At 72.4% G+C, this 23,302-nt stretch carries 23 protein-coding genes; 11 read left to right on the top strand and 12 right to left on the bottom strand.

The window, feature by feature from the left end:
- Window positions 1–12 precede the first annotated feature (12 nt).
- From ACZ7GZ_RS13425 to ACZ7GZ_RS13400, 6 genes are read left to right on the top strand one after another with little or no spacing between them, the layout of a single operon-like run.
- The gene (locus ACZ7GZ_RS13425) at window positions 13–441 is read left to right on the top strand and encodes a cupin domain-containing protein (RefSeq protein WP_471023735.1); all 429 of its coding nucleotides are present in this window, start codon (window positions 13–15) and stop codon (window positions 439–441) included.
- Entirely contained in the window at window positions 438–1,697 is a 1,260-nt protein-coding gene (locus ACZ7GZ_RS13420; RefSeq protein ID WP_471023732.1) for a beta-ketoacyl-[acyl-carrier-protein] synthase family protein, read from the top strand. The genes ACZ7GZ_RS13425 and ACZ7GZ_RS13420 overlap by 4 nt, the downstream gene beginning before the upstream one ends.
- Window positions 1,698–1,704: 7 nt before the next feature.
- The gene (locus ACZ7GZ_RS13415) at window positions 1,705–2,949 is read left to right on the top strand and encodes a ketosynthase chain-length factor (protein WP_471023730.1); all 1,245 of its coding nucleotides are present in this window, start codon (window positions 1,705–1,707) and stop codon (window positions 2,947–2,949) included.
- Between the two features lie 22 nt (window positions 2,950–2,971).
- The gene (locus ACZ7GZ_RS13410; RefSeq protein WP_351244748.1) at window positions 2,972–3,226 is read left to right on the top strand and encodes an acyl carrier protein; all 255 of its coding nucleotides are present in this window, start codon (window positions 2,972–2,974) and stop codon (window positions 3,224–3,226) included.
- 1 nt (window position 3,227) lies between these two features.
- The gene (locus ACZ7GZ_RS13405) at window positions 3,228–3,707 is read left to right on the top strand and encodes an SRPBCC family protein (RefSeq protein ID WP_471023728.1); all 480 of its coding nucleotides are present in this window, start codon (window positions 3,228–3,230) and stop codon (window positions 3,705–3,707) included.
- Window positions 3,708–3,726: 19 nt separating this feature from the next.
- Window positions 3,727–4,059, top strand: a complete 333-nt coding sequence (locus tag ACZ7GZ_RS13400; protein ID WP_351244744.1) for a TcmI family type II polyketide cyclase — start codon at window positions 3,727–3,729, stop codon at window positions 4,057–4,059.
- Between the two features lie 75 nt (window positions 4,060–4,134).
- On the opposite strand, the gene ACZ7GZ_RS13395 is transcribed toward ACZ7GZ_RS13400, so the two are convergent.
- Window positions 4,135–5,199: a methyltransferase gene (locus ACZ7GZ_RS13395; RefSeq protein WP_471023727.1), complete on the bottom strand. Its 1,065-nt coding sequence runs from the start codon at window positions 5,197–5,199 to the stop codon at window positions 4,135–4,137.
- A gap of 61 nt (window positions 5,200–5,260) precedes the next feature.
- A complete protein-coding gene (locus ACZ7GZ_RS13390; RefSeq protein ID WP_471023726.1) occupies window positions 5,261–6,340 on the bottom strand; it encodes a right-handed parallel beta-helix repeat-containing protein in 1,080 nt (359 codons plus the stop codon).
- 193 nt (window positions 6,341–6,533) lie between these two features.
- Here ACZ7GZ_RS13390 and ACZ7GZ_RS13385 point away from each other — a divergent pair, with 193 nt between their 5' ends.
- Entirely contained in the window at window positions 6,534–7,739 is a 1,206-nt protein-coding gene (locus ACZ7GZ_RS13385; protein ID WP_471023725.1) for a ferritin-like domain-containing protein, read from the top strand.
- 103 nt (window positions 7,740–7,842) lie between these two features.
- Here ACZ7GZ_RS13385 and ACZ7GZ_RS13380 read toward each other — a convergent pair whose 3' ends face one another.
- From ACZ7GZ_RS13380 to lipB, 4 genes are all read right to left on the bottom strand, one after another.
- The gene (locus tag ACZ7GZ_RS13380; RefSeq protein WP_471023723.1) at window positions 7,843–8,532 is read right to left on the bottom strand and encodes a DUF4191 domain-containing protein; all 690 of its coding nucleotides are present in this window, start codon (window positions 8,530–8,532) and stop codon (window positions 7,843–7,845) included.
- A 60-nt stretch (window positions 8,533–8,592) separates the two neighbouring features.
- Complete coding sequence (locus ACZ7GZ_RS13375; RefSeq protein ID WP_471023721.1) at window positions 8,593–8,790, bottom strand: SCO2195 family GlnR-regulated protein; 198 nt, start codon at window positions 8,788–8,790, stop codon at window positions 8,593–8,595.
- A 217-nt stretch (window positions 8,791–9,007) separates the two neighbouring features.
- Entirely contained in the window at window positions 9,008–9,973 is a 966-nt protein-coding gene (gene lipA, locus ACZ7GZ_RS13370) for a lipoyl synthase (RefSeq protein WP_471023719.1), read from the bottom strand.
- 89 nt (window positions 9,974–10,062) lie between these two features.
- Window positions 10,063–10,860 carry a lipoyl(octanoyl) transferase LipB gene (gene lipB / locus ACZ7GZ_RS13365; RefSeq protein ID WP_471023716.1) on the bottom strand — a complete coding sequence of 266 codons (798 nt, stop codon included), beginning with the start codon at window positions 10,858–10,860 and terminating at the stop codon, window positions 10,063–10,065.
- A gap of 238 nt (window positions 10,861–11,098) precedes the next feature.
- Here lipB and ACZ7GZ_RS13360 point away from each other — a divergent pair, with 238 nt between their 5' ends.
- Window positions 11,099–12,568, top strand: a complete 1,470-nt coding sequence (locus tag ACZ7GZ_RS13360) for a regulator (protein ID WP_471023715.1) — start codon at window positions 11,099–11,101, stop codon at window positions 12,566–12,568.
- Window positions 12,569–12,656: 88 nt separating this feature from the next.
- Here ACZ7GZ_RS13360 and ACZ7GZ_RS13355 read toward each other — a convergent pair whose 3' ends face one another.
- Window positions 12,657–14,021: an NAD(P)/FAD-dependent oxidoreductase gene (locus tag ACZ7GZ_RS13355; RefSeq protein ID WP_471023714.1), complete on the bottom strand. Its 1,365-nt coding sequence runs from the start codon at window positions 14,019–14,021 to the stop codon at window positions 12,657–12,659.
- Between the two features lie 202 nt (window positions 14,022–14,223).
- Window positions 14,224–15,123 carry a TIGR01777 family oxidoreductase gene (locus tag ACZ7GZ_RS13350; RefSeq protein WP_471023712.1) on the bottom strand — a complete coding sequence of 300 codons (900 nt, stop codon included), beginning with the start codon at window positions 15,121–15,123 and terminating at the stop codon, window positions 14,224–14,226.
- A gap of 98 nt (window positions 15,124–15,221) precedes the next feature.
- Between ACZ7GZ_RS13350 and ACZ7GZ_RS13345 the strand changes: the two genes are divergently transcribed.
- Complete coding sequence (locus ACZ7GZ_RS13345) at window positions 15,222–15,710, top strand: GNAT family N-acetyltransferase (RefSeq protein ID WP_471023710.1); 489 nt, start codon at window positions 15,222–15,224, stop codon at window positions 15,708–15,710.
- A 12-nt stretch (window positions 15,711–15,722) separates the two neighbouring features.
- On the opposite strand, the gene ACZ7GZ_RS13340 is transcribed toward ACZ7GZ_RS13345, so the two are convergent.
- The gene (locus tag ACZ7GZ_RS13340) at window positions 15,723–16,907 is read right to left on the bottom strand and encodes a MarP family serine protease (RefSeq protein WP_471023709.1); all 1,185 of its coding nucleotides are present in this window, start codon (window positions 16,905–16,907) and stop codon (window positions 15,723–15,725) included.
- Window positions 16,908–17,605: 698 nt separating this feature from the next.
- Here ACZ7GZ_RS13340 and ACZ7GZ_RS13335 point away from each other — a divergent pair.
- Complete coding sequence (locus ACZ7GZ_RS13335) at window positions 17,606–18,409, top strand: peptidoglycan recognition protein family protein (protein ID WP_471024081.1); 804 nt, start codon at window positions 17,606–17,608, stop codon at window positions 18,407–18,409.
- 72 nt (window positions 18,410–18,481) lie between these two features.
- The gene (locus tag ACZ7GZ_RS13330) at window positions 18,482–18,715 is read left to right on the top strand and encodes a hypothetical protein (RefSeq protein WP_471023707.1); all 234 of its coding nucleotides are present in this window, start codon (window positions 18,482–18,484) and stop codon (window positions 18,713–18,715) included.
- A 10-nt stretch (window positions 18,716–18,725) separates the two neighbouring features.
- Here ACZ7GZ_RS13330 and ACZ7GZ_RS13325 read toward each other — a convergent pair whose 3' ends face one another.
- From ACZ7GZ_RS13325 to aceE, 3 genes are all read right to left on the bottom strand, one after another.
- A complete protein-coding gene (locus tag ACZ7GZ_RS13325; protein WP_471024080.1) occupies window positions 18,726–19,244 on the bottom strand; it encodes a DUF4240 domain-containing protein in 519 nt (172 codons plus the stop codon).
- Window positions 19,245–19,310: 66 nt separating this feature from the next.
- Window positions 19,311–20,321 (bottom strand): helix-turn-helix transcriptional regulator, encoded by a 1,011-nt coding sequence (locus ACZ7GZ_RS13320; RefSeq protein ID WP_471023705.1) that lies wholly within the window; start codon window positions 20,319–20,321, stop codon window positions 19,311–19,313.
- Between the two features lie 90 nt (window positions 20,322–20,411).
- Entirely contained in the window at window positions 20,412–23,114 is a 2,703-nt protein-coding gene (gene aceE, locus ACZ7GZ_RS13315; protein WP_471023704.1) for a pyruvate dehydrogenase (acetyl-transferring), homodimeric type, read from the bottom strand.
- Window positions 23,115–23,302 lie beyond the last annotated feature (188 nt).

Here is a 23,302-nt window from a genome sequence, read left to right as displayed (position 1 = left end):
CGGAGGACTGTCGTGATCAAACCCCTTCCGAAGATCGTGGACCTCAGCGAGGTCGAGCCCAACACCCGGCGCGGGGGCGATCTGCGCGCCATGCTCACCCCGGCCACGGTGGGCTCGACCAGCGGTTTCATGGGCGTGGCCCTCGTGCAGCCAGGCGACCGCATCGGTGAGCACTACCACCCGTACTCCGAGGAGTTCGTGTACGTCGTCTGTGGCGAGCTGGAGGTGGACCTGGACGGCGAGCCGCACCCGCTGCGGCCCGAGCAGGGGCTGATGATCCCCATCAACATGCGGCACCGCTTCCGCAACGTCGGCAACGTGGAGGCGCGGATCGTCTTCCACCTGGGCCCGCTGGCCCCGCGTCCGAGTCTGGGCCACGTCGACACGGAGGAGACACAGCCGGTGGCCGTCGCCGCCGAGGCGGGGCAGGCCCGATCATGACCCGGCGCGTGGCGGTGACCGGTATAGGCATCGTGGCCCCGGGCGGGATCGGCGTGCCGGCGTTCTGGGATCTGCTCGCCGAAGGCCGTACCGCGACGCGCGGCATCACGTTCTTCGACCCCGCCGGACTGCGGTCGCGGATAGCCGCGGAGTGCGACTTCGACCCGGCGGCGCACGGTCTGGACACCGAGCAGGTGGAACGGGCGGACCGGTACATACAGTTCGCCCTGGTCGCCGGCGAGGAGGCGGTACGGGACTCCGGTCTCGACGTCGCCGGGGAGGACCCGTGGCGGATCGGGGTCTCCCTCGGAACCGCCGTCGGCGGCACCACCCGCCTGGAGCACGACTACGTCCTGGTGAGCAGCCGCGGGCAGCGCTGGGACGTGGACCCGAACCAGGCGGAGCCGCAGCTGCACCGGGCGTTCTCGCCGAGCACCGCGGCCTCCGCGGTGGCGGAACGTTTCGGCGCCCAGGGTCCGGTGCAGACCGTGTCCACCGGCTGCACCTCCGGACTCGACGCCGTCGGATACGCCTTCCACACCGTCCAGGAAGGCCGGGCCGACATATGCATCGCGGGGGCCGCGGACTCGCCCATCTCCCCGATCACCATGGCCTGCTTCGACGCGATCAAGGCCACCTCCCCGAACAACGACGACCCCGCGCACGCCTCCCGGCCCTTCGACAACAACCGTGACGGCTTCGTCATGGGCGAGGGCGGCGCGGTGCTCGTCCTGGAGGAACTGGAACACGCCCGGGCCCGCGGCGCCCATGTCTACTGCGAGTTCGGCGGCTACGCCACCTTCGGCAACGCCTACCACATGACCGGCCTGACCAAGGAGGGCCTGGAGATGGCGCGGGCCATCAAGACCGCCCTCGACCAGGCCCGGCTCGACCCCACCGCGATCGACTACGTCAACGCCCACGGCTCCGGCACCCGGCAGAACGACCGCCACGAGACGGCGGCCGTGAAGCGGGCGCTCGGCCACCACGCCTACGACACCCCGATGAGCTCCATCAAGTCCATGGTGGGGCACTCCCTCGGGGCGATCGGCGCCATAGAACTGGTCGCCTGCGTGCTGGCCCTCGCCAAGCAGGTCGTCCCCCCGACCGCCAACTACGAGATCCCCGACCCCGAGTGCGACCTGGACTACGTCCCCCGGGTCGCCCGCGAACGCCAGCTGACCAGCGTGCTGTCCGTGGGCAGCGGGTTCGGTGGCTTCCAGTCCGCGGTGATCCTGACCCGGCCGAGGGAGTGAGGACACGATGAGCGAACCGCAGGACCGGCAGGCGGCCGTCACCGGTATCGGGGTGGTCGCGCCCAACGGCACCAGCACCGACACTTTCTGGAAGGCCACCCAGGAGGGCCTCAGCGTCCTCGACCGGGTCACCCGCGAGGGCTGCGAGCACCTTCCCCTCAAGGTGGCCGGCGAGGTCCGCGACTTCGACCCGGCGGCCACGATCGAGGAGCGCTTCCTCGTCCAGACCGACCGGTTCACGCACTACGCCATGGCCGCCGCCGACTTCGCGCTCGGTGACGCCCGGCTCGGCCAGGCCGACACCCCCGACGCGCCCTACTCCATCGGCGTGGTCACCGCCGCCGGGTCCGGCGGCGGCGAGTTCGGCCAGCGCGAACTCCAGCAACTGTGGGGCAAGGGCAGCCGGTTCGTCGGGCCGTACCAGTCCATCGCCTGGTTCTACGCCGCCAGCACCGGCCAGGTCTCCATCCGCCGCGGCTTCAAGGGCCCCTGCTCGGTCGTCGCCTCCGACGAGGCCGGCGGTCTCGACGCCCTCGCCCACGCGGCCCGGGCGGTGCGGCGCGGCACCGACGCGATCGTGGCCGGCTCCACCGAGGCACCGCTCGCGCCGTACTCGATGGTCTGCCAGCTCGGCTACGAGGAACTCAGCCGCGAGACCGACCCGGCCCGCGCCTACCGGCCGTTCACGGAGGGAGCCTGCGGGTTCGTGCCGGCCGAGGGCGGCGCGATGCTCGTGATCGAGGCGGCGGGCACGGCGCGCGACCGAGGCGCCGACGTCCGGGCCGTCGTCGCCGGCCACGGAGCCACCTTCACCGGCGCCTCGCGCTGGACGGAGTCCCGCGAGGGCCTCGCCCACGCGATCCGGCAGGCCCTGCGGGAGGCCGGCTGCGCCCCCGAGGAGGTCGACGTCGTCTTCGCCGACGCCCTCGGCGTGCCGGAGGCGGACCGGGCCGAGGCCCTGGCCATCGCCGACGCACTCGGCGAGCACCGCACCCGGGTGCCCGTCACGGCACCGAAGACCGGAATCGGCCGCGGGTACTGCGCCGCCCCCGTGCTCGACACCGCGGCGGCCGTGCTCGCCCTGGAGCACGGCCTGATCCCGCCGACGCCGAACGTCTTCGACGTCTGCCACGACCTCGACCTCGTGACCGGCCGCGCCCGGCCCGCCGAGCTGCGTACGGCACTGGTGCTCAGCCGCGGACTCATGGGGTCGAACTCTGCGCTGGTGCTGCGGCACGGCGCCGCGCAGTGAGCACAGCAAAGGAGGAAAGCACATGTCCCAGATCACCGTGGAAGAACTCGCCGCGCTGATGAAGAAGGCCGCCGGAGTCACCGTCAGCCCACAGCAGCTCCAGGAGAAGCCCGACACCGGCTTCGACGTCCTCGGCGTCGACTCGCTGGGCCTGCTCGGCATCGTCGGCGAGCTGGAGAACGCGCACGGCACCCCGATGCCGGTCGACGCGGAGCGCTGCAAGACGCCCCAGCAGTTCCTCAACCTCGTCAACAGCACCCTGATGGCAGGAGCCTGAGATGGCAGGACACACCCAGAACGAGATCACCATCGCCGCCCCGCTGGACCTGGTCTGGGACATGACCAACGACCTGGAGCGCTGGCCCCAGCTGTTCAGCGAGTACGCGTCGGTGGAGGTCCTCAAGAAAGAGGGCGAGAAGACGACGTTCCGGCTGACCATGCACCCGGACGACAACGGCACCGTCTGGAGCTGGGTCTCCGAGCGCGAACCGGACCGCGACAGCCTCACCGTCACGGCCCGCCGCGTCGAGACCGGCCCCTTCGCCCACATGAACATCCACTGGCGGTACGAGGAGGTACCGGCCGGCACCCGGATGGTGTGGACCCAGGACTTCGCGATGAAGCCGGACGCGCCCGTCGACGACGCCTGGATGACCGACAACATCAACAAGAACTCCAAGGTCCAGATGGCCCTGATCCGCGACAAGATCGAGAAGGCGGCCACCGGTCACCGGCCCGCCCCGGCCCTGGCCGACTAGCCGGACGGAGGACAAGACCGTGCACCAGGCCCTGATCGTCGCCCGCATGGCCCCGGGTTCCGCCCCCGACATCGCCAAGGTGTTCGCGGAGTCCGACCGCGGAGAGCTGCCGCACCTCGTCGGAGTCGTCCGGCGCAGCCTCTTCCAGTTCGGCGATGTGTACATGCACCTCATCGAGTCCGAGCGCGAGCCGGGACCGGCCATCGCCAAGGTCACCTCGCACCCCGAGTTCAAGGAGGTCAGCGAGCGGCTCTCGGCGTATGTCAGCGCGTACGACCCGGAGACCTGGCGCTCTCCGAAGGACGCGATGGCGCAGCGCTTCTACCTCTGGGAGCGCGACGCCGGCGCCTGACCCCCCTCCCGGACACCGGTGCCGGGCCCGCGTCCGACGCGGGCCCGGCACCGGTGTCCTGCGGGAAAGCACGGCTCACACGGGGACCGTGCAGTCGAACGCGTGCAGATAGGGGTTGACCGGCCGGATGTCACCGACGGTCAGGCCCGCCGCCTCCAGCCGCCCGACCATGCTCCTGGTGGTGTGCTTGGCGCCGCCGACGTTCAGGAGCAGCAGCAGGTCCATCGCGGTGCTGAAGCGCATCGACGGGGTGTCGTCGACGAGGTTCTCGATGACCACGATCCGCGCACCGGGGCCACCCGCCTCGACGACGTTGCCCAGCAGCCTGGCCGTGGACTCGTCGTCCCACTCCAGGATGTTCTTGATGATGTAGACGTCGGCCTCGACCGGGACCGACTCGCGGATGTCACCCGGCACGATCCGCGCCCGCTCCGCGAGATCCCCGCCCGGGCGCAGCCGGGGCAGGGCGTTCTCCACCACCCGCGGCAGGTCCAGCAGCCAGCCCCGCATCGCCGGGTACTTGTCCAGCAGGCAGGCCACCACGTGCCCCTGCCCGCCGCCGAGGTCCGCCACCGACCTGCTGGCGGACAGGTCCAGCAGCGCGGCGACATCGCGCGCCGACTGCTCGCTGGACGTGGTCATCGCACGGTTGAAGACATCGGCCGACTCCGGCGCGTCCTCGTTCAGGTAGACGAAGAACTCCTTGCCGTACAGGCCCTCGACGACGTTCTTCCCGGTGCGCACGGCCTCGTCCAGCTTCGGCCAGGCGTCCCACGTCCAGGGCTCGGTGCACCACAGGGAGATGTCGCGCAGGCTGTGCGGATCGTCCTCGCGCAGCAGCCGGGACATCTCCGTGTGGCCGAACGTCCCGTCCGGGTGCTCGGCGAAGACGCCGTAGCAGGACAGGGCGCGCAGCAGCCGGCGCAGCGGCTTCGGCTCGGTCTTCACCGCGGCCGCGAGGTCCTCCACGGCCAGGGGGGTGTCCCCGAGGGCGTCGGCGACCCCGAGCCGGGCGGCCGCGCGGACGGCGGCGGCACACGCCGCCCCGAAAACGAGCTCTCTCAGCCGCATCGACGGCGGCGGGGACGGGGGTGCCCCGTGCGCGGGGGGAGCCGAGAGCTCGGGGGATGGTGCGGTCATGTGCCGCCTTCCTTCCTTGCCTGGGTGGGATACGGCGCCTGGGTGGGGTACGGCCGTCCGGTCAGCACAGCCCCGCGGGCTTCGAGGCCCCGCAGAGGTTGCCCTGGAAGACGTTGCTGCTCTTGGTGGCTTCCTGGTTGACGAGGTCCGCCGGGCCGTTGCCGGCCAGCCAGTTGCCCGAGATCCGGTTCCGCTCGCTCGTGGCGCCCACGAAGCTCTTGAACAGGACGATCCCGCCCGACAGCGGGGACGCACCGGAGTTGTCGCTGACCAGGTTGTGCTTCACCACGGTGTCGTCGGCGCCGGTCAGGATGATGCCGGAGCCCTGCAGGAAGGGCAGCCGCGCGGTCGCCGCGCAGTACTTGTTGTTCTGCTCGATGAGGTTGTGGCTGACCGTCAGCGCGCCCGCCTTCGGCTTGTTCTCGTCGCCGACGACGAAGACACCTGCGCAGTTGCCGGTGAGGTGGTTGTGCTTGACGGTGAGGTTGCGCAGCCGGCGGACGGTGATGCCGATCCGGTTGTCCTCCAGCTGGTTCTGGTCGAGGACGGTGCCCCCGGTGTCAGCGGCGCCCTGCTCAGCGGTGATGGTGTTGGCGAGGAACAGGCCCGCGTCCCCGTTGGAGCGGGCGACGTCGTGCCGGTAGACGCTGCGGGTGGAGCGCTCCTCCGCGATGCCCCACTGGCCGTTCTTGTCGGCCGTCACCGCGCGCACGGTCAGGCCGTCCGCGCCCACGGCGATGACACCGATCTTGGCGAAACCGGTCACGGTCAGGTCGGCGACGGTGACGTTCCGGACGGGCTGGTTCTTGGCTCCGACCACACAGATGCCGTTGCCCTGCCCCGCGCAGCTCTTCTTGTCCTTCGCGGTGCTTCCGGCCTTGGTGGCGGCCGGTTCGAGCACGGTGTCCGGGCCCACGCCGCGCAGCGTGATACCGGACGTGGTCACCTCGACGCTCTCGTGGTACGTGCCGGCCTGCACGAGCACCGTGTCGCCGGACCGCGCGGCGTCCACCGCCTTCTGGATCGACTCACCCGGATGCACGACGTGCACCTGGTGGGCGGCCGACGCCGGGGCGGCGCCGAGGAGCGCGCCGAGGACTGCGGTGCTGCAGGCAACGTACGGAATATGGCGTTTTGTCACATTCGGAAGGCTAGGAGCGCATGAGCCGATTACCGGCAGGATGCTCCGTTCGGCGGCGTGTCAGGGGCCCATCCGCGCCACACCGGTGCCCGGACGTCCCGGGAACGGCCGCGCCGGGTTGCTAGCTTCGCGAGCTGTCGGAAGGTCCCGGCCGCCGTGTGCGGAGTCGGGGGCGTGACGGAGCGGAGGCAACGTGACGGGCACGAGTGAACATCCGGACGGGCCGGCGGTCGCCCCGGTCGGGCGCAGGGGCTTCCTGGCATCGGCCGCCCTGGCCGCCACGTCACCGATCCCGGCCGCCGCTCCCGCTTCGGCCGCGGGGCCGGCCGCACCACCGGCCCCGGGCGCCGCTCCGGCACCGGCCGCCGCGGGGCCGGCCGCCGGTCCGGCCGCCCCGCCCGTTCCGGTCGCCGCGCCCGGGCACGGCTCCATGTCCCGCCTGCTCTCGGTGCCCGAGGGCGACCGCGGGATCGACTGGCTCCGGGCGGCCCTGCAACTGGCTGTGCAGCTCGAACTCGCCACCATCCCGCCGTACCTGTGCGGCTGGTGGTCGGTCAGGGACCGCCGCGGTGAGGCCGCCCGGCTGATCCGGCGCATCATCAGCGACGAGATGTACCACCTGGGCGTCGTGTGCAACCTGCTCGTGGCCGTGGGCGGGCGACCCAGGCTCAAGGACGCGGCGCCCCGCTACCCCTGCCCGCTGCCCGGCGGTGTGCGCGCCGGAGTGAACGTGTACCTCTCAGGCCTCACCAGGGCCTTGGTGCGCGACGTGATGATGGAGATCGAGGCACCCGAGGCCCCGCTCGCCCGTACGGAGGCGGACTCGCCCACCATCGGCGGCTTCTACGGCGACCTGCAGGCGGCGTTCCGGCGCACGGCGCCGTATCTGTCGGCCGAGGGTCAGCTCTCCGACCGCATCGGCTCCGACGTGCTGGAGCCGGTCACCGGCCTGGACGACGTCGAGCGGTCCCTCGAGATCGTCAGGGAACAGGGCGAGGGCACCACGAGCTCCCCGGCCGACGCCTTCCAGAACGACCACCCGGCGCACTACTACGCCTTCGCGGAGATCTACCACGGGCGGCAACTGCGCAGGACGGCCCAGGGCTGGCAGTTCACCGGTGCGCCCGTACCCTTCCCCGACGTCCGTCCCATGGCCCCGGTCCCGCCCGGCGGCTGGCCCAGCCCGCCGGCACAGGTCCGGCGACTGCTGGACCAGTTCGACAGCACCTACTCCGCAGTGCTGGACGCGCTGGACGAGGCGTGGGACGGCGGCGGGGGCCGCAGCCTGGGCGCGGCGATCCGCGCCATGCGCGCGATGGAGGAGCCGGCGGTGGAACTGATGGAGACACCGGTCCCGAACGGGCCGGGCACTTACGGCCCCCAGTTCCTGCCCGGCTGATCAGACGGTGTGGGTTCGGCGCCCCGGGGGCGCGGGGAACTGCGCGACCAGCCCCAACGGCGCGGCAGACAACCAGCCCGCCGCGCCCCCTACGGCGGAACTCTCAACGACCCTTGGGCATGCGCATGCCTTTGGGCATGGGCCCCTTGGGTACCGGCATGTTGCTCATCAGGTCCCCCATGGCCCGCAGCCGGTCAGTGGTGGCCGTCACCTGGGGACCGGTGAGCACGCGCGGGAACTTCAGCAGCGTCGTGCGCAGCTTCTTCAGCTCGACCTGGCCCTCGCCGGTGCCGACGATCACGTCGTGCACCGGTACGTCCGCGACGATGCGGTTCATCTTCTTCTTCTCGGCGGCCAGCAGGCTCTTCACCCGGTTCGGGTTGCCCTCGGCGACCAGCACGATGCCGGCCTTACCGACCGCCCGGTGCACCACGTCCTGGCTGCGGTTCATCGCCACCGCCGGAGTGGTCGTCCAGCCCCGGCCGATGTTGTCCAGCACGGCGGCCGCGGCGCCCGGCTGGCCCTCCATCTGGCCGAACGCGGCCCGCTCGGCCCGGCGGCCGAACACGATGGCCGTCGCCAGCAGAGCGATCAGCAGGCCGAAGATGCCCAGGTAGATCGGGTGGCCGAGCAAGAAGCCGATCGCGAGGAAGACACCGAGGGTGCCGATGCCGACGGCCGCGAGTACAAGACCGATCTTCTTGTCGGCCTTGCGGGTCATCTTGTACGTGAGAGCGATCTGCTTCAGTCGCCCTGCGTTCGCGGCGTCCGCCGCGGTTTCCTTCCTCGCCATGCCACGAAGTCTACGTGTCCCCCGGGAGTGCGGACGACGGCAGTGCCCGGGGCGACGGGGTCAAGGGCGGTCGGCGGCCTGCTCCAGGACGCGCTGCGCCTCGACCCGGTCCTTGGCGCGCCGGCGGTCCTCCAGCACGGAGGTCCACGCGTTGCGGCGGGCGGTGCGCTGGCCGCCGCTCATGAGCAGGTGCTCGACGGCGCGGAGGGCGTCGGTGAAGGACGGGATGGCGGTGGCGCGTACGGGCGCGGCCTGCATGATCGAGGTCCCCCCTCGGAGCGGGTGGCGTACGGGGCGTGATACCAGAGTCACTGATTGGTGTTACCAGGGCATGTCCGAGCGGTCAAACGCCAATGAAGCCTTGATACAGAGCGCTGAAACACTGACGCGGCCCTGACGTCCGCCCTCATCAGCGAGGACGGTCAGGACCGCGTCGACTCGGCCATTACTGGCCAGTAATTGCTTGTGCGTGAATTCACACAGCCTGCGTGGCGATGTAGGTGCCACGCTTCTCGACGGCCATCTGGTACAGGCGCCCGGCGCGGTACGACGACCGCACCAGCGGACCGGACATCACGCCGGAGAAGCCGATCTGCTCGGCCTCCTCCTTCAGCTCGACGAACTCGTGCGGCTTGACCCAGCGCTCGACCGGGTGGTGCCGGACGGAGGGGCGCAGGTACTGGGTGATGGTGACCAGTTCGCAGCCCGCCTCGTGCAGCTGCTTGAGCGCCTCGCTGACCTCCTCGCGGGTCTCGCCCATGCCGAGGATCAGGTTCGACTTGGTCACCAGGCCGTAGTCGCGGGCCTCGGTGATGACCTTCAGGGAGCGCTCGTAGCGGAAGCCGGGGCGGATCCGCTTGAAGATCCGCGGGACCGTCTCGACGTTGTGCGCGAAGACCTCGGGGCGGGCGGAGAAGACCTCGGCGAGCTGCTCGGGGACCGCGTTGAAGTCGGGAGCCAGCAGCTCCACCTTCGTACGGCCGGCTTCCCGGTCAGCCGTCTGCCGGTGGATCTGGCGGACCGTCTCCGCGTACAGCCAGGCGCCGCCGTCCTCCAGGTCGTCGCGGGCGACGCCGGTGATGGTGGCGTAGTTCAGGTCCATCGTGACCACGGACTCACCGACGCGGCGCGGCTCGTCGCGGTCCAGGGCCTCGGGCTTGCCGGTGTCGATCTGGCAGAAGTCGCAGCGCCGGGTGCACTGGTCGCCGCCGATGAGGAAGGTCGCCTCGCGGTCCTCCCAGCACTCGTAGATGTTCGGGCAGCCGGCTTCCTGGCAGACCGTGTGCAGGCCCTCGCTCTTCACGAGGTTCTGCATCTTCGTGTACTCGGGACCCATTTTCGCCCGGGTCTTGATCCACTCGGGCTTGCGCTCGATGGGGGTCTGGCTGTTGCGGACCTCCAGGCGCAGCATCTTGCGTCCGTCGGGTGCGACTGCGGACACGACCGGCTCCCTAGCGATTGATTCTTCGGCGTTCCCAAGGGTACGCCCGTGGATTTGGTGGCCCGGAGTTGGTTCTGGCCTGGGCTGGCTCAGGCGGACGCGGTGTCGATCACCCGAGGCTTCAGATCCGCGTTCCCGAGGACGTCCTGGAGGTGCTTCTCGACGATCGGCAGTACCTCGTCGATGGTGACCTCGCGGCCGAGTTCGTGCGAGAGGGAGGTGACGCCCGCGTCGCGGATGCCGCACGGGATGATCTTGTCGAAGCTCGCCGTGTCCGGGTTCACGTTCAGCGCGAAGCCGTGCATCGTGACGCCCTTGGCGACGCGGATGCCCATGGAGCAGATCTTGCGGTCCTCGTGCCGGCGGCCCGCCCGCGAGGGCGCGTACTCGGGGCCGACGAGGCGGTGGTCGAACTCCTCGTCGTCGCCGCGCGGGTCGAAGTCGAGCGTGAGCCCTCCGAGCGCGGGGCGCTGCTCGATCGGGTCGCCGAGGACCCAGACCCCGGCGCGGCCCTCCACCCGGGAGGTCTCGATGCCGAACTCGGCGCACACCCGGATCATCGCCTCCTCGAGGCGGCGCAGGTGCGCGACCACGTCCACCGGGCGGGGGAGCTTCTGGATCGGGTAGCCCACCAGCTGGCCCGGGCCGTGCCAGGTGATCTTGCCGCCGCGGTCCACGTCGATGACCGGGGTGCCGTCCAGCGGGCGCTCGCTGTCCTCGGTGCGCCGGCCGGCGGTGTAGACCGGGGGGTGCTCCAGGAGGATCACGGTGTCCGGGACCTCGTCGGCGAACCGGGCCGCGTGCACCCGGCGCTGCTCGTCCCACGCCTTCTGGTAATCGACGGCATCCGCACCGAACCCCATGCGGACGAACCGCAACTCACTCACGGCAAGCGCCTCCCTCAGCGACCGGTGTGTCAGGCGCGTAACGCGCCCACGCCACTGTACGACCGACCGGCGTACGTCAGCCCTGCGGGCGTTCCTCACACGATCGGATGAATGCGCCGGAAAGGTTGTGATCGACCGTTCACTCTCCGCTACATTCACGCCGTTCGTGCGGCCATAAGGGCTGCTCAAAGGCAATCCGGCACTTCAGAGGCACGGAAGGCAGGAGACCGCACCGCAGATGACGGACCGACCCGCGCAGCGCACCCCCAACCGCCAGCTCGCCGCGCTCATCGCAGAGGCGGGGTTCTCCAACGCGGGTCTGGCTCGTCGCGTCGACCAGCTCGGGCTGGAGCACGGCCTGGACCTCAGATACGACAAGACCTCGGTCACCCGCTGGCTGCGCGGACAGCAGCCGCGCGGTACGACCCCCGCCCTCATCGCCGAGGTGTTCACGCGCCGGCTCGGGCGCCGGCTCACCGCCCAGGATCTCGGCCTGGACGCGTGTGCGCCGGTGTACGCCGGGCTGGAGTTCGCGGCCACTCCGGAGGAGGCCGTCGACATCGTCAGCGGGCTGTGGCGCAAGGACTCCGGCAGCCATGCCGAGCTGCGCAAGATCGCCTTCACCCCGGCGGGGCTCGTGGTGCCCAGCCGGGACTGGCTGATCGGCAAGCCCGACGACAAGGTGGCCCGCGAACAGACACCCCGGGTGCCCGCGCAGGGCCGCCCGGCCCCGGCCAGACTCCAGGCCCGGCCGGTGCTTCCGGTCCCGCCCCGCACGCGCGGGCAGGCCGAGCGCGCCCCCGGCCACAAGGTCACGGGCGGCGACATCAACGCCCTGCGCTCGGTCGGCGAGCTGTTCCGCACCCTCGACGACCGGTTCGGCGGCGGCCACGCCCGCCAGGCCCTGGTCCGCTACCTGGAGCACGAGTGCGAGCCGATGCTCCGCGGCGCCTACGACGAGCAGACCGGCCGCCGCCTCTTCGGCGCCGCCGCCGACCTCACCCGCCTCGCGGGCTGGACCTCGTACGACATCGCCGCGCACGGCCTCGCCCAGCGCTACTTCGTACAGGCCCTGCGGCTCGCCCAGGCGGCCGGCGACCGCGCGTACGGCTCGTACGTCCTGGTCACCATGAGCCGCCAGGCCGTCTATCTCGGCCACGGCAGGGAGGCCGTGCAGCTGGCCCGGGTCGCCCAGCAGGGCGCGGGCACCGGTGGCCCGCCGGTCGTGCAGGCGCTGCTGCACGCCTCCGAAGCGAGGGCGCACGGCGTGCTCGGCGAGGTCCGGGCGTGCACGGCGGCGCTCGTGCGGGCCGAGCGCGCCCTGGAGGCGGCCCGGCCCGGGGACGAGGTGCCGTACTGGGCCAGGTTCTTCGACGAGGCACAGCTCGCCGACGAGTTCGGGCACTGCCACCGGGATCTGCAGCAGTTCCGGGCGGCCGCCCAGCACGCCGAGCGCTCACTGCAGCTCCGGGCCCCCTCCTACGCCCGCAGCCGCCTCTTCTGCCGAGTCGTCCTCGCCACGGCCCGGCTCGGCCTCGGCGAGCTCGACCAGGCGTGCCTGCTGGCCGCGGAGGCCGCCGGCCAGGCCGCGGAGATGCGGTCCGCTCGGGCGATCGAGTACGTGCGGGACTTCGAACGCCGACTGGAGCCGTACCGGGACGCGGCACCGGTGAGGGGGTACCGGGAGAAGGTGGCGGCGTTGAGCTAGCCCACTGTCGCTCCTCATGGTCGCGGGTGCCGGGTGTCCGCCCGGTGGCCCGCCGCCGTGGCTGAACGCGCGGTTCCCCGCGCCCCGCTCACGCCGCCCTCGGCAGCGTCGGCGCGGGATCCGCGCGGTGCATCGACCCCGCCGCGCCCAGGTCGGCCAGGACGGCGGCCGCGGCCCGGTGGGCGGAGTGCAGGGCGCCCTGGACCGTGCTGGTGTCGCGGTGGTCGCCGCAGACGTACAGACCGGCCAGGAGGCGTACGGGGCGGCGCAGGTCGTGTGGGGGGTGCATGGCCGGGACGGCCTCCGGGGTGTGGTGGACCGCCAGCGTCTCCCAGCGGCGCGTCGAGGTGCCGTAGAGCCGGGCGAGGTGGATGCGGACCGCGGTGTCGATGCCCTCGGGCGGGGTGCCGAGCACCGTCGAGGAGATCAGCGCCCGGCCGACCGGCGCCCGGCCCGGGTCCACGTTGCTGAGCACCGCCGTGTGCGCCACCGGCCCGCCGCGGTCGGCGTCCAGCAGCAGCGAGGTACCCGCCGAGAACACCGGCGCCGGATCGTCGGTGGTGTGGTGGACCACGGTCACCGGGTGGAAGTCCGGCACCCTCAGGCCCGGCAACAGCTCCGCCGCGGCTCGCGCGTCCGTCGCCAGCAGCACCGCCCGGCAGCGGATCTCGCCGTGTTCGGCGGTCGTCACCGCGGTCGTGGAGACCGAGGTGACCCGCACCCCGGTGTGCACGGTGCCGCACGGCAGTGTCCGCGCCAGCAGCTCCGGCAGCATCTCCGCGCCGCCCTCCGGCACACACAGCCGGCCGCCGGCGAAGGCGCGCAGTGCGAGGTCGGCACACCGGCTGGAGGTGCTCAGCTCCTGGTCGCACAGCAGCGTGGCGAGCAGCGGGCGCAGGAAGCCGTCGACCGTGCGCCCCGGCATCCCGCGCTGGGCGAGGGCCTGTCCTGCGGGCATCTCGGGGCGGGCCAGGATGCGTTCGACCGGGGTGGTGGCGATCCGGCCCAGGGCGGTGCCGAGCCGGGCCTGGTCGACCGCGCCGCCCACCGGCGCGCCGACCCGGCCGGGGGTGGCCGCCGGCCCCCTGGGGGCGCTTGCGAGGGCGCGCACCACATGGAGTGCGCCCCTTGCGCTACCTCCGGCCGCCGGTGCGCCGACGCGCTGCGCGCGTCCGTCACGGTGCAGCAGGACGCCGGGCGCGAAGGTGCGCAGGACCAGGGAGTCCAGGCCCGGGGTCGTGCGGAGTTCGGGGTAGGACGTGGACAGCAGCTGTCCGATGCGGTCGAGCCGGAAGCCGTCGACCTTCTCCGTCGACATGCGGCCGCCGACGTACGGGGCGGCCTCAAGGACTGCGGTTGAGATTCCTGCGCTGGTCAGCCGATGAGCCGCCGAGAGTCCGGCGATTCCGGCTCCCACGATGACGACGTCCACCTGGTACGCGGGCTCAAGCACGAGGCCCCTCCTGTGGTTACGCGGCCGGTGGAGACGTCATGCCCCCAACTGGCTCCGGGGATTCCCGAGTTCGGGTCGAGGTTAGGGCCACAATCGGTCACAAACAGTCGCGCATAAACAGGGCACGGTCGCATGGAGGTCGCATACGGTCACATGACATCTCAGGGGGTCGCAGAGGCTCGCCGGAGGTCTCCTGTGTGCGTCACGCCGCCCGGATGGCCTCGTCGATCCCCGGGAACGCGAACCGGAACCCCGACGCCAACAGCCGCTCGGGGAGCACCCGTTGGCTGCCCAGCACATCCCCGGCCAGTTCGCCCAGGGCCATCCGCAGTACCGGCGCGGGCACCGCGAACGGCGCCGGGCGGCGCAGCACGCGCGCCATCGCCGCCGTGATCTCACGGTTCGTCAGCGGCTGCGGCGCCGTCAGGTTGAACGGCCCGCTCAGTGTCCCGTGGTCGATGAGATGCCGGAGCGCGGCGACCTCGTCGTGCAGCGCGATGTACGACCAGTACTGCCGCCCGTCCCCCAGCCGCCCCCCGAGCCCCGCCCGGAACAGCGGGAACAGTCGTCCCCACGCACCACCGCCCCGCGCCACCACCAGCCCCGTACGCGCGAACACCGTCCGCACGCCCGCCTCGTGCGCGGGGGCCGCCGCCTCCTCCCACTCCACGCACAGCGACGGCAGAAAACCGTCGCCCGGCGGCGCGTCCTCGTCCAGCACCCGGTCGCCGGTGTCGCCGTAGATGCCGATCGCGCTGCCGCTGACGAACACCCGCGGCGGCTCGGGCAGCGAAGCCACCGCCTCCGCCAGCGTGGCCGTACCCAGCACCCTGCTGTCCCGCAGCAGCCGCTTGTACGACGGCGTCCAGCGCCGGTCGCCGATCCCCGCCCCGGCCAGATTCACCACCGCGGTACAGCCGGTCAGCCCCGCCGCGGTCGCTTCGACGGACCGCCCCTCCGGATCCCAGCACACCTCGTGCGGGCCCGCCGCCGCCCGGCGCACCAGTCGCACCACCTCGTGCCCGTCCGCGGTCAGGGACCGCACCAGGGCGCTGCCGATGAGCCCGGACGCGCCGGCCACGGCGATTCGCATACGCTCCATGACCCCAGCATGCCCACCACCCCAGCGTGCCCACGACTCCGGTACGCCCGCGCGAAAACCCCGTGAGGCGCCCGGCCGCCCGCCGTAGGGTGATCGTCATGCCGGAGCCGTACATACGCATCGCCGTGGCCGACGACGACGAGGAACTGGCCGTCCTCGACCGGGCCACCTGGTCCACCCTGCACGCCGTGTCGCCGGCACCGGAGCCGCCGTACAAGCCGTTCTTCGACGAGCGCCACCTCCCGGAGGACTACCTGGTCGCCGAGGCCGGGGGGCGACTCGTCGGCTATGTCCGCATCGCCCGCCCGACCCCGCTCGCCTCCAACGCGCACGTCCTGCAGATCCAGGGCCTCGCCGTCGCCGATGAGGCGCGCGGGCGGGGGGTCGGGCGCGCGCTGATCCGGGCCGCCGTCGACGAGGCGCGCGGACGCGGCGCACGGCGGCTGAGCCTGCGGGTGCTCGGGCACAATGCGCCGGCCCGCGCGCTGTACGAGTCCGAGGGGTTCGCCGTCGAGGGAGTGCAGCCGGGGGAGTTCCTCCTCGACGGCGCCTATGTCGACGACGTCCTCATGGGCCGGCGCCTGTGACGCCCCGGACCGCTAGGAGCTGACCAGCTGCCCCGTGTCCACCGGCACCGTCGCCCTGGCCGCGCGCCGGGCGTCGCCCGCCACCTCGTCCGCCGTCAGCGCGTACCCCGTCTCGGCGTCCGAGGTGGAGCGGGCGAAGACCACGCCGAACACCCTGCCGCCCGTGGTCAGCAGCGGGCCGCCGGAGTTGCCCGGCCGGACCGTGGACCGGATCGAGTAGATGTCCCGGGTGACCACGCCGTCGTTGTAGATGTTCTGCCCGGTCGCCCGCACCCGGCCGGCCACCGTCGCCGCCTTCAGGTTCAGGCTGCCGTCCTGCGGATAGCCCGCCACCACCGCCGGCTCGCCGCGCACCGCGCCCGGGTCGAAGCGCAGCACCGGGGCACGCAGATCCGGGACGTACAGCACCGCCACGTCCCGGTCGGGGTCGAAGAGCACCACCCGGGCCTCGTACGACCGCCCGACACCGCCCACCCGCACGCCGGGGTGGTCGATGCCCGCCACCACATGGGCGTTGGTCATCACGTGCCGCGCGGAGTAGACGAACCCGCTGCCCTCCCGGCCCTCGCTGCCCGACACGCCCTCGATCTTCACCGTGCTCAGCTTCGCGGCGCGCGTCGCGGCCGGGGTGACGCTGTCACCCGTGGGACGGGCCACCCGGGCCGTCGACTCGTTCTCGAACGGGTTGAAGACCTGCGGGAAACCCGCCTCCGTCAGCGCCGACGTGGCCCGCGAGAACCACGCGGGTGTGGTGTCCGGCATCGCCTCCTGCACCGCGCCCAGCAGCGTCGAGTTCCGTATCGCCGTGGTCAGGGTCTGTGAGGGGGCCGCGGCCAGGACGCTCGCCGCCACCCAGGCCACGATCAGCACCGCGACCGAGTTCGCCGCCGCGCCCCCTATCCCGTCCGCCACCCGCAGCGGACCCCGGTCCAGCTCCCCGCGCAGCCGCAGCGCCAGCCGGCCCGCCAGCTCGTGCCCCACCACCGCCGGCACCAGCACCGTCACCACCGCGAGCACCGTCGCCTGCGCCGTACCCCGCTCCACCAGGCCGGTCACCCAGGGGAGCAGCCATACGCCGACGACGGCGCCGCCGACGAACCCGGCCAGCGAGACACAGCCGGCCACCAGCCCGCGCCGGTAACCGGACGCCGCGTAGACGAGGATGACCAGCACAAGCACCAGGTCGAGCAGGTCCACGGAGCCGCCTTTCTCTCGGACCCCTCAGTACGGACCGGACGGGCCCGGTGATCAGTCGCCCACACGGGCACGGCCACCGGGCGGCGCACCGGTCACGTATGTGTGTACCCCCAGAAACGTCCTGGACCAGGACGATGGTTCCGCCGGGTGGCACAGCGCACATCGCGGACACGCTCCGACGCCCCGAGAGTGGGATCATGCACGCCGCCCGAAGAACACTGCACAGGCCCGCGACCCGGCACCCGTGCGGGATGCCTGAGACGCCGGACATCCCGGAGGGGGCGGAGACCGCGGAGAACCCGGAGGCGGAGGAGAGCGCGGAGGCGGACGAGAGTCCGCAGGCCGAGGAGCGCGCGGGGGCCGGCGACGGCCGGGAGGCGGAGAAGATCTCGGCGGCGTGGAGTCCGGGGACGGCGGGGCCGTCGGAACCCCCCGGGGCACCCGGGATGCCGAGGCCGCCGGCAACCGCCGGGACGCCGGGGACCACGCAGGCATCCGGGCCCTCGGACGCCGGGACGCCGGGGACCACGCAGGCATCCGGGCCCTCGGACGCCGGGACGCCGGGGACGCCGAGGCCGTCGGCAGACGCCGGAACGCTCGGGACGCCGCAGGAACCCGGGCTCTCCGAAGCAGCGGCCCCGCCCGGACCGCCGGAGCCGCCGGAGCGGTCGCGAACGTGGAGCCGGGTCCGGCGGCGGGTGCCCGGGGTCCTGCTGGTGCTGCTCGGCTGTCTGCCCGCGGTGGTGGCCGTGCTCGCGCTCGTGCTGTGCGCCCGTGATGCCGAGCGCCCCGAGGCGGTCCGTCTCGACCGGCCCGGTCCGGCCCGCGCCCAGGCCCACCTCGCCGCCCGGCCGCACATCGTGCCCCGCTGGGTCTGGCTGGGCACCGCCCGGCGCACCCAGCCGCCCCCGCGCTACGACGACAAGGTGGTCGCCGTCTTCGTCCACCACACCGACTCGCCGAGCGCGTACGACTGCGCCGACGCGCCGCGCATCATCCAGCACCTGTACGCCGGGCAGACCGGCGACCGCCGCTGGGACGACATCGGTTACAACTTCCTCGTCGACCGCTGCGGCACCATCTACGAAGGCCGCGCCGGAGGCGTCGACCGGCCCGTCACCGGCGCCCACACCCTAGGCTTCAACCACCGCACCGCCGGCATCGCCGCCCTCGGCACCTTCACCGCCGGCGTCCCCGTGCCCCGGGCCATGACCGACGCGATCGCCGCCCTGACCGCCTGGAAACTCGGCCTCGCCGACGTCGACCCGCGCGCCACCGTCCGCCTGGTCTCCAGCAGCAGCCACAGCCGCTACCGCGCCGGCACCGCCGCCACCCTGCCCGCCCTCGCCGGCCACAACGCCGGGTTCATGACCAGCTGCCCCGGCGCCGCCCTCGCCGCCCGCCTCCCCGAGATCAGGGAGAAGGCCGCCCGCCTCCAGGGCCGGACCGCCTCCCTCCGGCACCGGACCGCCCCGGCGCCGCCGTCCACAGGAACGCCATAGCCGCCACGCAGCCTCCCGACAGCCCCGCGCCCTACGGTCGTGCACATCACCAGCCGACCGGAGGTGGAGATCATGAACAGCGGTCGTACCCGTGCCGGAGCCGCCGAGCAGACGAGCGGGCCGCGGACCGCGTGGCGCCCCTGGGGGGTGGTCTGCGCGGTCGCGACCGTCGTCCTCGGCCCGTCCGCCGTCACCGCGTCCGCCCTGGACCAGGCCAACGCCGCCCCGCCGCGCCACGCGGTGCAGGCCGACCGGACCCAGGCCTGCCTGCCGGCCGACGGCACCCGCAGGCGCACGGCCGGCTGAGCCGGGCCGGTCACTCCCGGAAGCGGTCCCACAGCCGGGGAAACCGTTCGGCGAGCGCCCGCTCGTTCTCGAAGTCCACCGGTGTGCCCTCCGGCTCGGCGGGTGCCGGGGCGATCCCCAGATCGGGCGCCACGGTGCCGGTGAGCTGCTCGTACGCCTCGTCCGCCGCGTAGCCCAGCTCCTCGCCGTCGCCGTCGATCTCCTCGTCGAACTCGGCCAGCAGCTCCGCGAGCGCGTCCGGATCGTGCAGGGCGCCCTCGTAGACCTCGCGGCCCTGGCCGATCAGCCAGCACCGGAAGAAGTCGAACGCGTCGTCGCTGGCCCCGTCCAGCAGCACCCAGGCAGCCCCCCACAGGTCCCAGCGGTAGGCGCGGTTGTACCGGGCCTCGAAGTGACGGGCGAAATCCAGGACCAGGTCGGGGTCCAGCCGGAGCAGCCGGTCCACGAGCACGTCGGCCTGTTCCTCGGGATCGCCCTCGGCGGTCTCGCGGGCGGCGTCGATCAGCTCCCAGAACTCCGTCTCGTCCATCACGCCACCAGCATCGGGCCTCCACCGGAGGGACGCACGCGGAGTGCGCGGGAGTACGGCGGATCGTTACCCGGCGCCCGCACCGGCGCCCGGGCCCCCGCCCGTACCCCCGTACAGCGCCGCCAGCCGGGCCGCGTTCGCCGCGAACCGCTCCCGCAGGCTCTCGGGGGCGAGCACCTCGACGTCCGCGCCGAGCGCCGTCAGCTGCGCGTGTGCGACCTCCTCGGACTCCACCGGAAGCGTCACCGTCACCCAGCCCGCCCCGTCCGGCTCGCCCGCCTCGCGCAGCGCCTCCCGCGCCGACATCGGCTCGACGGCGTACCGCAGCCCGCGCACGCCGTTCGGGGACAGCCGCACCACCACCTCGGCGCGCAGCAGCGAGCGCGCGAACCGCTCGGCCTGCTCGGCCCAGTGGCCGGGCAGGTCGAAGTCCGGATCACGGGCGAAGCGTTCCTCCAGCGGATCCACCGCGCTGAACCGGTCGATCCGGTACGTCCGGAAGGAGCCACCGCCGGCCACCCGCGCGCACAGGTACCAGACGCCCGCCTTCAGCACCAGCCCGTACGGCTCCAGCAGCCGCTCCACCTCCTCCTCGCCCCGCCGGTAGCGTGCGGTGACGCGGTGGTCGTCCCACACCGCCTCCGCGACCACCGGCAGCAGCGCGGGCGTCTCCGGCTCCCGGAACCAGGCCGGCGCGTCCAGATGGAACCGCTGCGCGGCGCTGTCCGGGGCGTCCCGCAGGGACGGCAGCAGCGCCGCGGACACCTTCAGCCGGGCGGCGGACGCGGCGTCCTGCAGGCCCATCTCCCGCAGCGCCCCCGGCACTCCGCTCAGGAACAAGGCCTCCGCCTCGCTCCTGGCCAACCCCGTAAGCCGCGTCCGGTACCCGCCGACCAGCCGGTACCCGCCGGCCCGCCCCCGGTCCGCGTACACCGGCACACCCGCCTCCGACAGCGCCTGCGCGTCCCGCGTGACCGTCCGCTCCGACACCTCCAGCTCCCGCGCGAGTTCGGCGGCGGTCATGCTCTGCCGGGACTGGAGAAGGAGCACCATGTGGATGAGCCGGGCAGCACGCATGTCCTTCATGATGCCGGGGGCCACCGACAAGGAAGGGGTACGGCGGCAGCCGTACCCCTTCACAGGATCTCGTTCACCGGACCTCGGTGATCACAGCCCGTACTTCTCCCGGGCCTCCTTGACCGCCGTGGCCTTCACCTCGCCGCGCTTGGCGAGCTGGGCCAGGGCCGCGACGACGATCGACTGGGCGTCGACGCCGAAGTGGCGGCGGGCGGCCTCCCGGGTGTCCGACAGACCGAAGCCGTCGGCGCCCAGCGAGGAGTAGTCCTGCTCGACCCACTGCGCGATCTGGTCCGGGACCTGGCGCATGTAGTCCGAGACCGCGAGGACCGGGCCGTCGGCACCCTGCAGCGCCTGGCGGACGTACGGCACGCGCTCCTCGCCGCGCAGCAGCGCCGCGTCGGCCTCCATCGCGTCCCGGCGCAGCTCGGACCAGGAGGTCGCCGACCAGACGTCGGCCGCGACACCCCACTCCTCGGCGAGCAGCCTCTGGGCCTCGAGGGCCCAGTGGATGGCCGTACCGGAGCCCAGCAGCTGGATACGCGGGGCGTTCGCCGGGGCGGTCACCCCCGCGGACTCCGCCGTGTTGAAGCGGTACAGGCCCTTGACGATGCCCTCGTCGATGCCGAGACCCTGCGGCTTGGCGGGCTGCGGCAGCGGCTCGTTGTAGACCGTCAGGTAGTAGAAGACGTTCTGGTCCTCGCCCGGCTTGGCCTCGCCGTACATCCGGCGCAGGCCCTCACGCACGATCACCGCGATCTCGTACGCGAACGCGGGGTCGTAGGTCAGCGCGGCCGGGTTGGTCGCGGCGATGACCGGGGAGTGGCCGTCGGCGTGCTGCAGGCCCTCGCCCGTCAGCGTCGTACGGCCGGCCGTCGCGCCGACGAGGAAGCCGCGGCCGAGCTGGTCGCCGAGCTGCCACATCTGGTCGGCGGTGCGCTGCCAGCCGAACATCGAGTAGAAGATGTAGAACGGGATCATCGCCTCGCCGTGCGTCGCGTACGCGCTGGACGCGGCGATGAAGTCGGCCATCGAACCGGCCTCGGTGATCCCCTCGTTGAGGATCTGGCCGTTCCTGGCTTCCTTGTAGTACATCAGCTGGTCGCGGTCGACCGGCTCGTACGTCTGGCCCTTGGGCGAGTAGATGCCCAGGGACGGGAAGAGGCTCTCCATGCCGAAGGTGCGCGCCTCGTCGGGGACGATCGGCACCCAGCGCCTGCCCGTCTCCTTGTCGCGGACCAGGTCCTTGACCAGGCGGACGAACGCCATGGTCGTCGCCACGTTCTGCGAACCCGAACCCTTGTCGAAGGAGGCGAAGGCCTTCTCGGCGGGGGCCGGCAGCGGGGCCAGCGCGTGCGTGCGGCGGGCCGGGGCCGGGCCGCCGAGGGCCGCGCGTCGCTCCTGCAGGTAGCGGACCTCGGGGGAGTCGGCGCCCGGGTGGCCGTAGGGCACCACGCCGTCGGTGAAGTCGCTGTCCTTGATCGGCAGGCCGAGCAGGTCGCGCATCGCCTTGAACTCGTCCACCGTGAGCTTCTTCATCTGGTGGTTGGCGTTCTTCGACGCGAAGCCCTCGCCCAGGGTGTGGCCCTTGACCGTCTGGGCCAGGATCACGGTCGGCGCGCCCTTGTGCTCGACGGCGGCCTTGTACGCGGCGTAGACCTTGCGGGCCTCGTGACCACCGCGGGAGAGGTGGAAGCACTCGAGGATCTTGTCGTCGCTCAGCAGCTTCGCCATCTCGACCAGCGCCGGGTCGGCGCCGAAGAAGTCCTGGCGGATGTAGGCGGCGTCACGGGTCTGGTACGTCTGGATCTGCGCGTCCGGTACCTGGCGCAGGCGGCGTACGAGCGCGCCGGTGGTGTCGAGCGCGAACAGCTCGTCCCACGCGGTGCCCCACAGCGTCTTGACGACGTTCCAGCCGGCGCCGCGGAACTGGGCCTCCAGCTCCTGCACGATCTTGAAGTTGGCGCGGACCGGGCCGTCGAGGCGCTGCAGGTTGCAGTTGATGACGAAGGTGAGGTTGTCCAGCTCCTCACGGGCGGCGAGCGCGAGAGCCGCCGTCGACTCCGGCTCGTCCATCTCGCCGTCGCCCAGGAAGGCCCAGACGTGCGAGGCGGAGACGTCCTTGATGCCGCGGTTGGTGAGGTAGCGGTTGAAGCGCGCCTGGTAGATCGCGGAGAGCGGGCCGAGGCCCATCGACACCGTCGGGAACTCCCACAGCCAGGGCAGGCGGCGCGGGTGCGGGTACGACGGCAGGCCGTTGCCGCCGGCCTCCTGGCGGAAGTTGTCCAGGTGGTGCTCGTTCAGCCGGCCGTCGAGGAAGGCGCGGGCGTAGATGCCGGGGGAGGCGTGGCCCTGGATGTACAGCTGGTCGCCGGAGCCGTCGCCCTCCTTGCCCTTGAAGAAGTGGTTGAAGCCGGTCTCGTACAGCCAGGCGGCGGAGGCGAAGGTGGCGATGTGGCCGCCGACGCCGTGCTTCGAGCCGCGGGTCACCATCGCGGCGGCGTTCCACCGGTTCCACGCGGTGATCCGGGCCTCCATCTCCGGGTCACCGGGCAGGCCCGGCTCGGCGGAGGTGGGGATGGTGTTGACGTAGTCCGTCTCGAGGAGCTTCGGCAGCGCGATGCCGCCCGCCTCGGCGCGCTCCAGCGTGCGCCGCATCAGGTACGCGGCGCGGTGCGGCCCGGCCTCCCTGGCGACGGCGTCGAGGGAGGCCTGCCACTCGGCGGTCTCCTCCGGGTCGCGGTCGGGGAGCTGGTCGAGCGCGCTCGGCTGGATGGCGTTGGGGTCGGTCATGTCGCCGCCTTCCTCAGTCGAAGGGGGTTCCCTCATCGGTAAGGGTCTGGGGGTGCCCTTGGTCTTTGGCAGGACAGGGCTGGACTTCGGTGGAAGTCCGTCGGCGACTGTAACTCCCTGATCGATGATCGATCAAAGGGGTGAGGGCGAAAAAGTCTTGATTTCGAGAAAGTAGGCACGGGGTGCCT

It is taken from the genome of Streptomyces sp. NPDC037288 (assembly GCF_055603265.1).
This window is presented reverse-complemented; position numbering and strand designations above follow the sequence as displayed.

Bases quoted from the DNA above. Each gene is read 5' to 3' on its own strand.
- ACZ7GZ_RS13320 (WP_471023705.1), bottom strand. From the start codon at position 20,321: ATGCGTGCTGCCCGGCTCATCCACATGGTGCTCCTTCTCCAGTCCCGG.
- ACZ7GZ_RS13375 (WP_471023721.1), bottom strand. From the start codon at position 8,790: ATGCAGGCCGCGCCCGTACGCGCCACCGCCATCCCGTCCTTCACCGAC.
- ACZ7GZ_RS13380 (WP_471023723.1), bottom strand. From the start codon at position 8,532: ATGGCGAGGAAGGAAACCGCGGCGGACGCCGCGAACGCAGGGCGACTG.
- ACZ7GZ_RS13415 (WP_471023730.1), top strand. From the start codon at position 1,705: ATGAGCGAACCGCAGGACCGGCAGGCGGCCGTCACCGGTATCGGGGTG.
- ACZ7GZ_RS13410 (WP_351244748.1), top strand. From the start codon at position 2,972: ATGTCCCAGATCACCGTGGAAGAACTCGCCGCGCTGATGAAGAAGGCC.
- ACZ7GZ_RS13330 (WP_471023707.1), top strand. From the start codon at position 18,482: ATGAACAGCGGTCGTACCCGTGCCGGAGCCGCCGAGCAGACGAGCGGG.
- ACZ7GZ_RS13420 (WP_471023732.1), top strand. From the start codon at position 438: ATGACCCGGCGCGTGGCGGTGACCGGTATAGGCATCGTGGCCCCGGGC.
- aceE (WP_471023704.1), bottom strand. From the start codon at position 23,114: ATGACCGACCCCAACGCCATCCAGCCGAGCGCGCTCGACCAGCTCCCC.
- ACZ7GZ_RS13350 (WP_471023712.1), bottom strand. From the start codon at position 15,123: ATGGAGCGTATGCGAATCGCCGTGGCCGGCGCGTCCGGGCTCATCGGC.
- ACZ7GZ_RS13405 (WP_471023728.1), top strand. From the start codon at position 3,228: ATGGCAGGACACACCCAGAACGAGATCACCATCGCCGCCCCGCTGGAC.
- ACZ7GZ_RS13345 (WP_471023710.1), top strand. From the start codon at position 15,222: ATGCCGGAGCCGTACATACGCATCGCCGTGGCCGACGACGACGAGGAA.
- ACZ7GZ_RS13360 (WP_471023715.1), top strand. From the start codon at position 11,099: ATGACGGACCGACCCGCGCAGCGCACCCCCAACCGCCAGCTCGCCGCG.
- ACZ7GZ_RS13325 (WP_471024080.1), bottom strand. From the start codon at position 19,244: ATGGACGAGACGGAGTTCTGGGAGCTGATCGACGCCGCCCGCGAGACC.
- ACZ7GZ_RS13395 (WP_471023727.1), bottom strand. From the start codon at position 5,199: ATGACCGCACCATCCCCCGAGCTCTCGGCTCCCCCCGCGCACGGGGCA.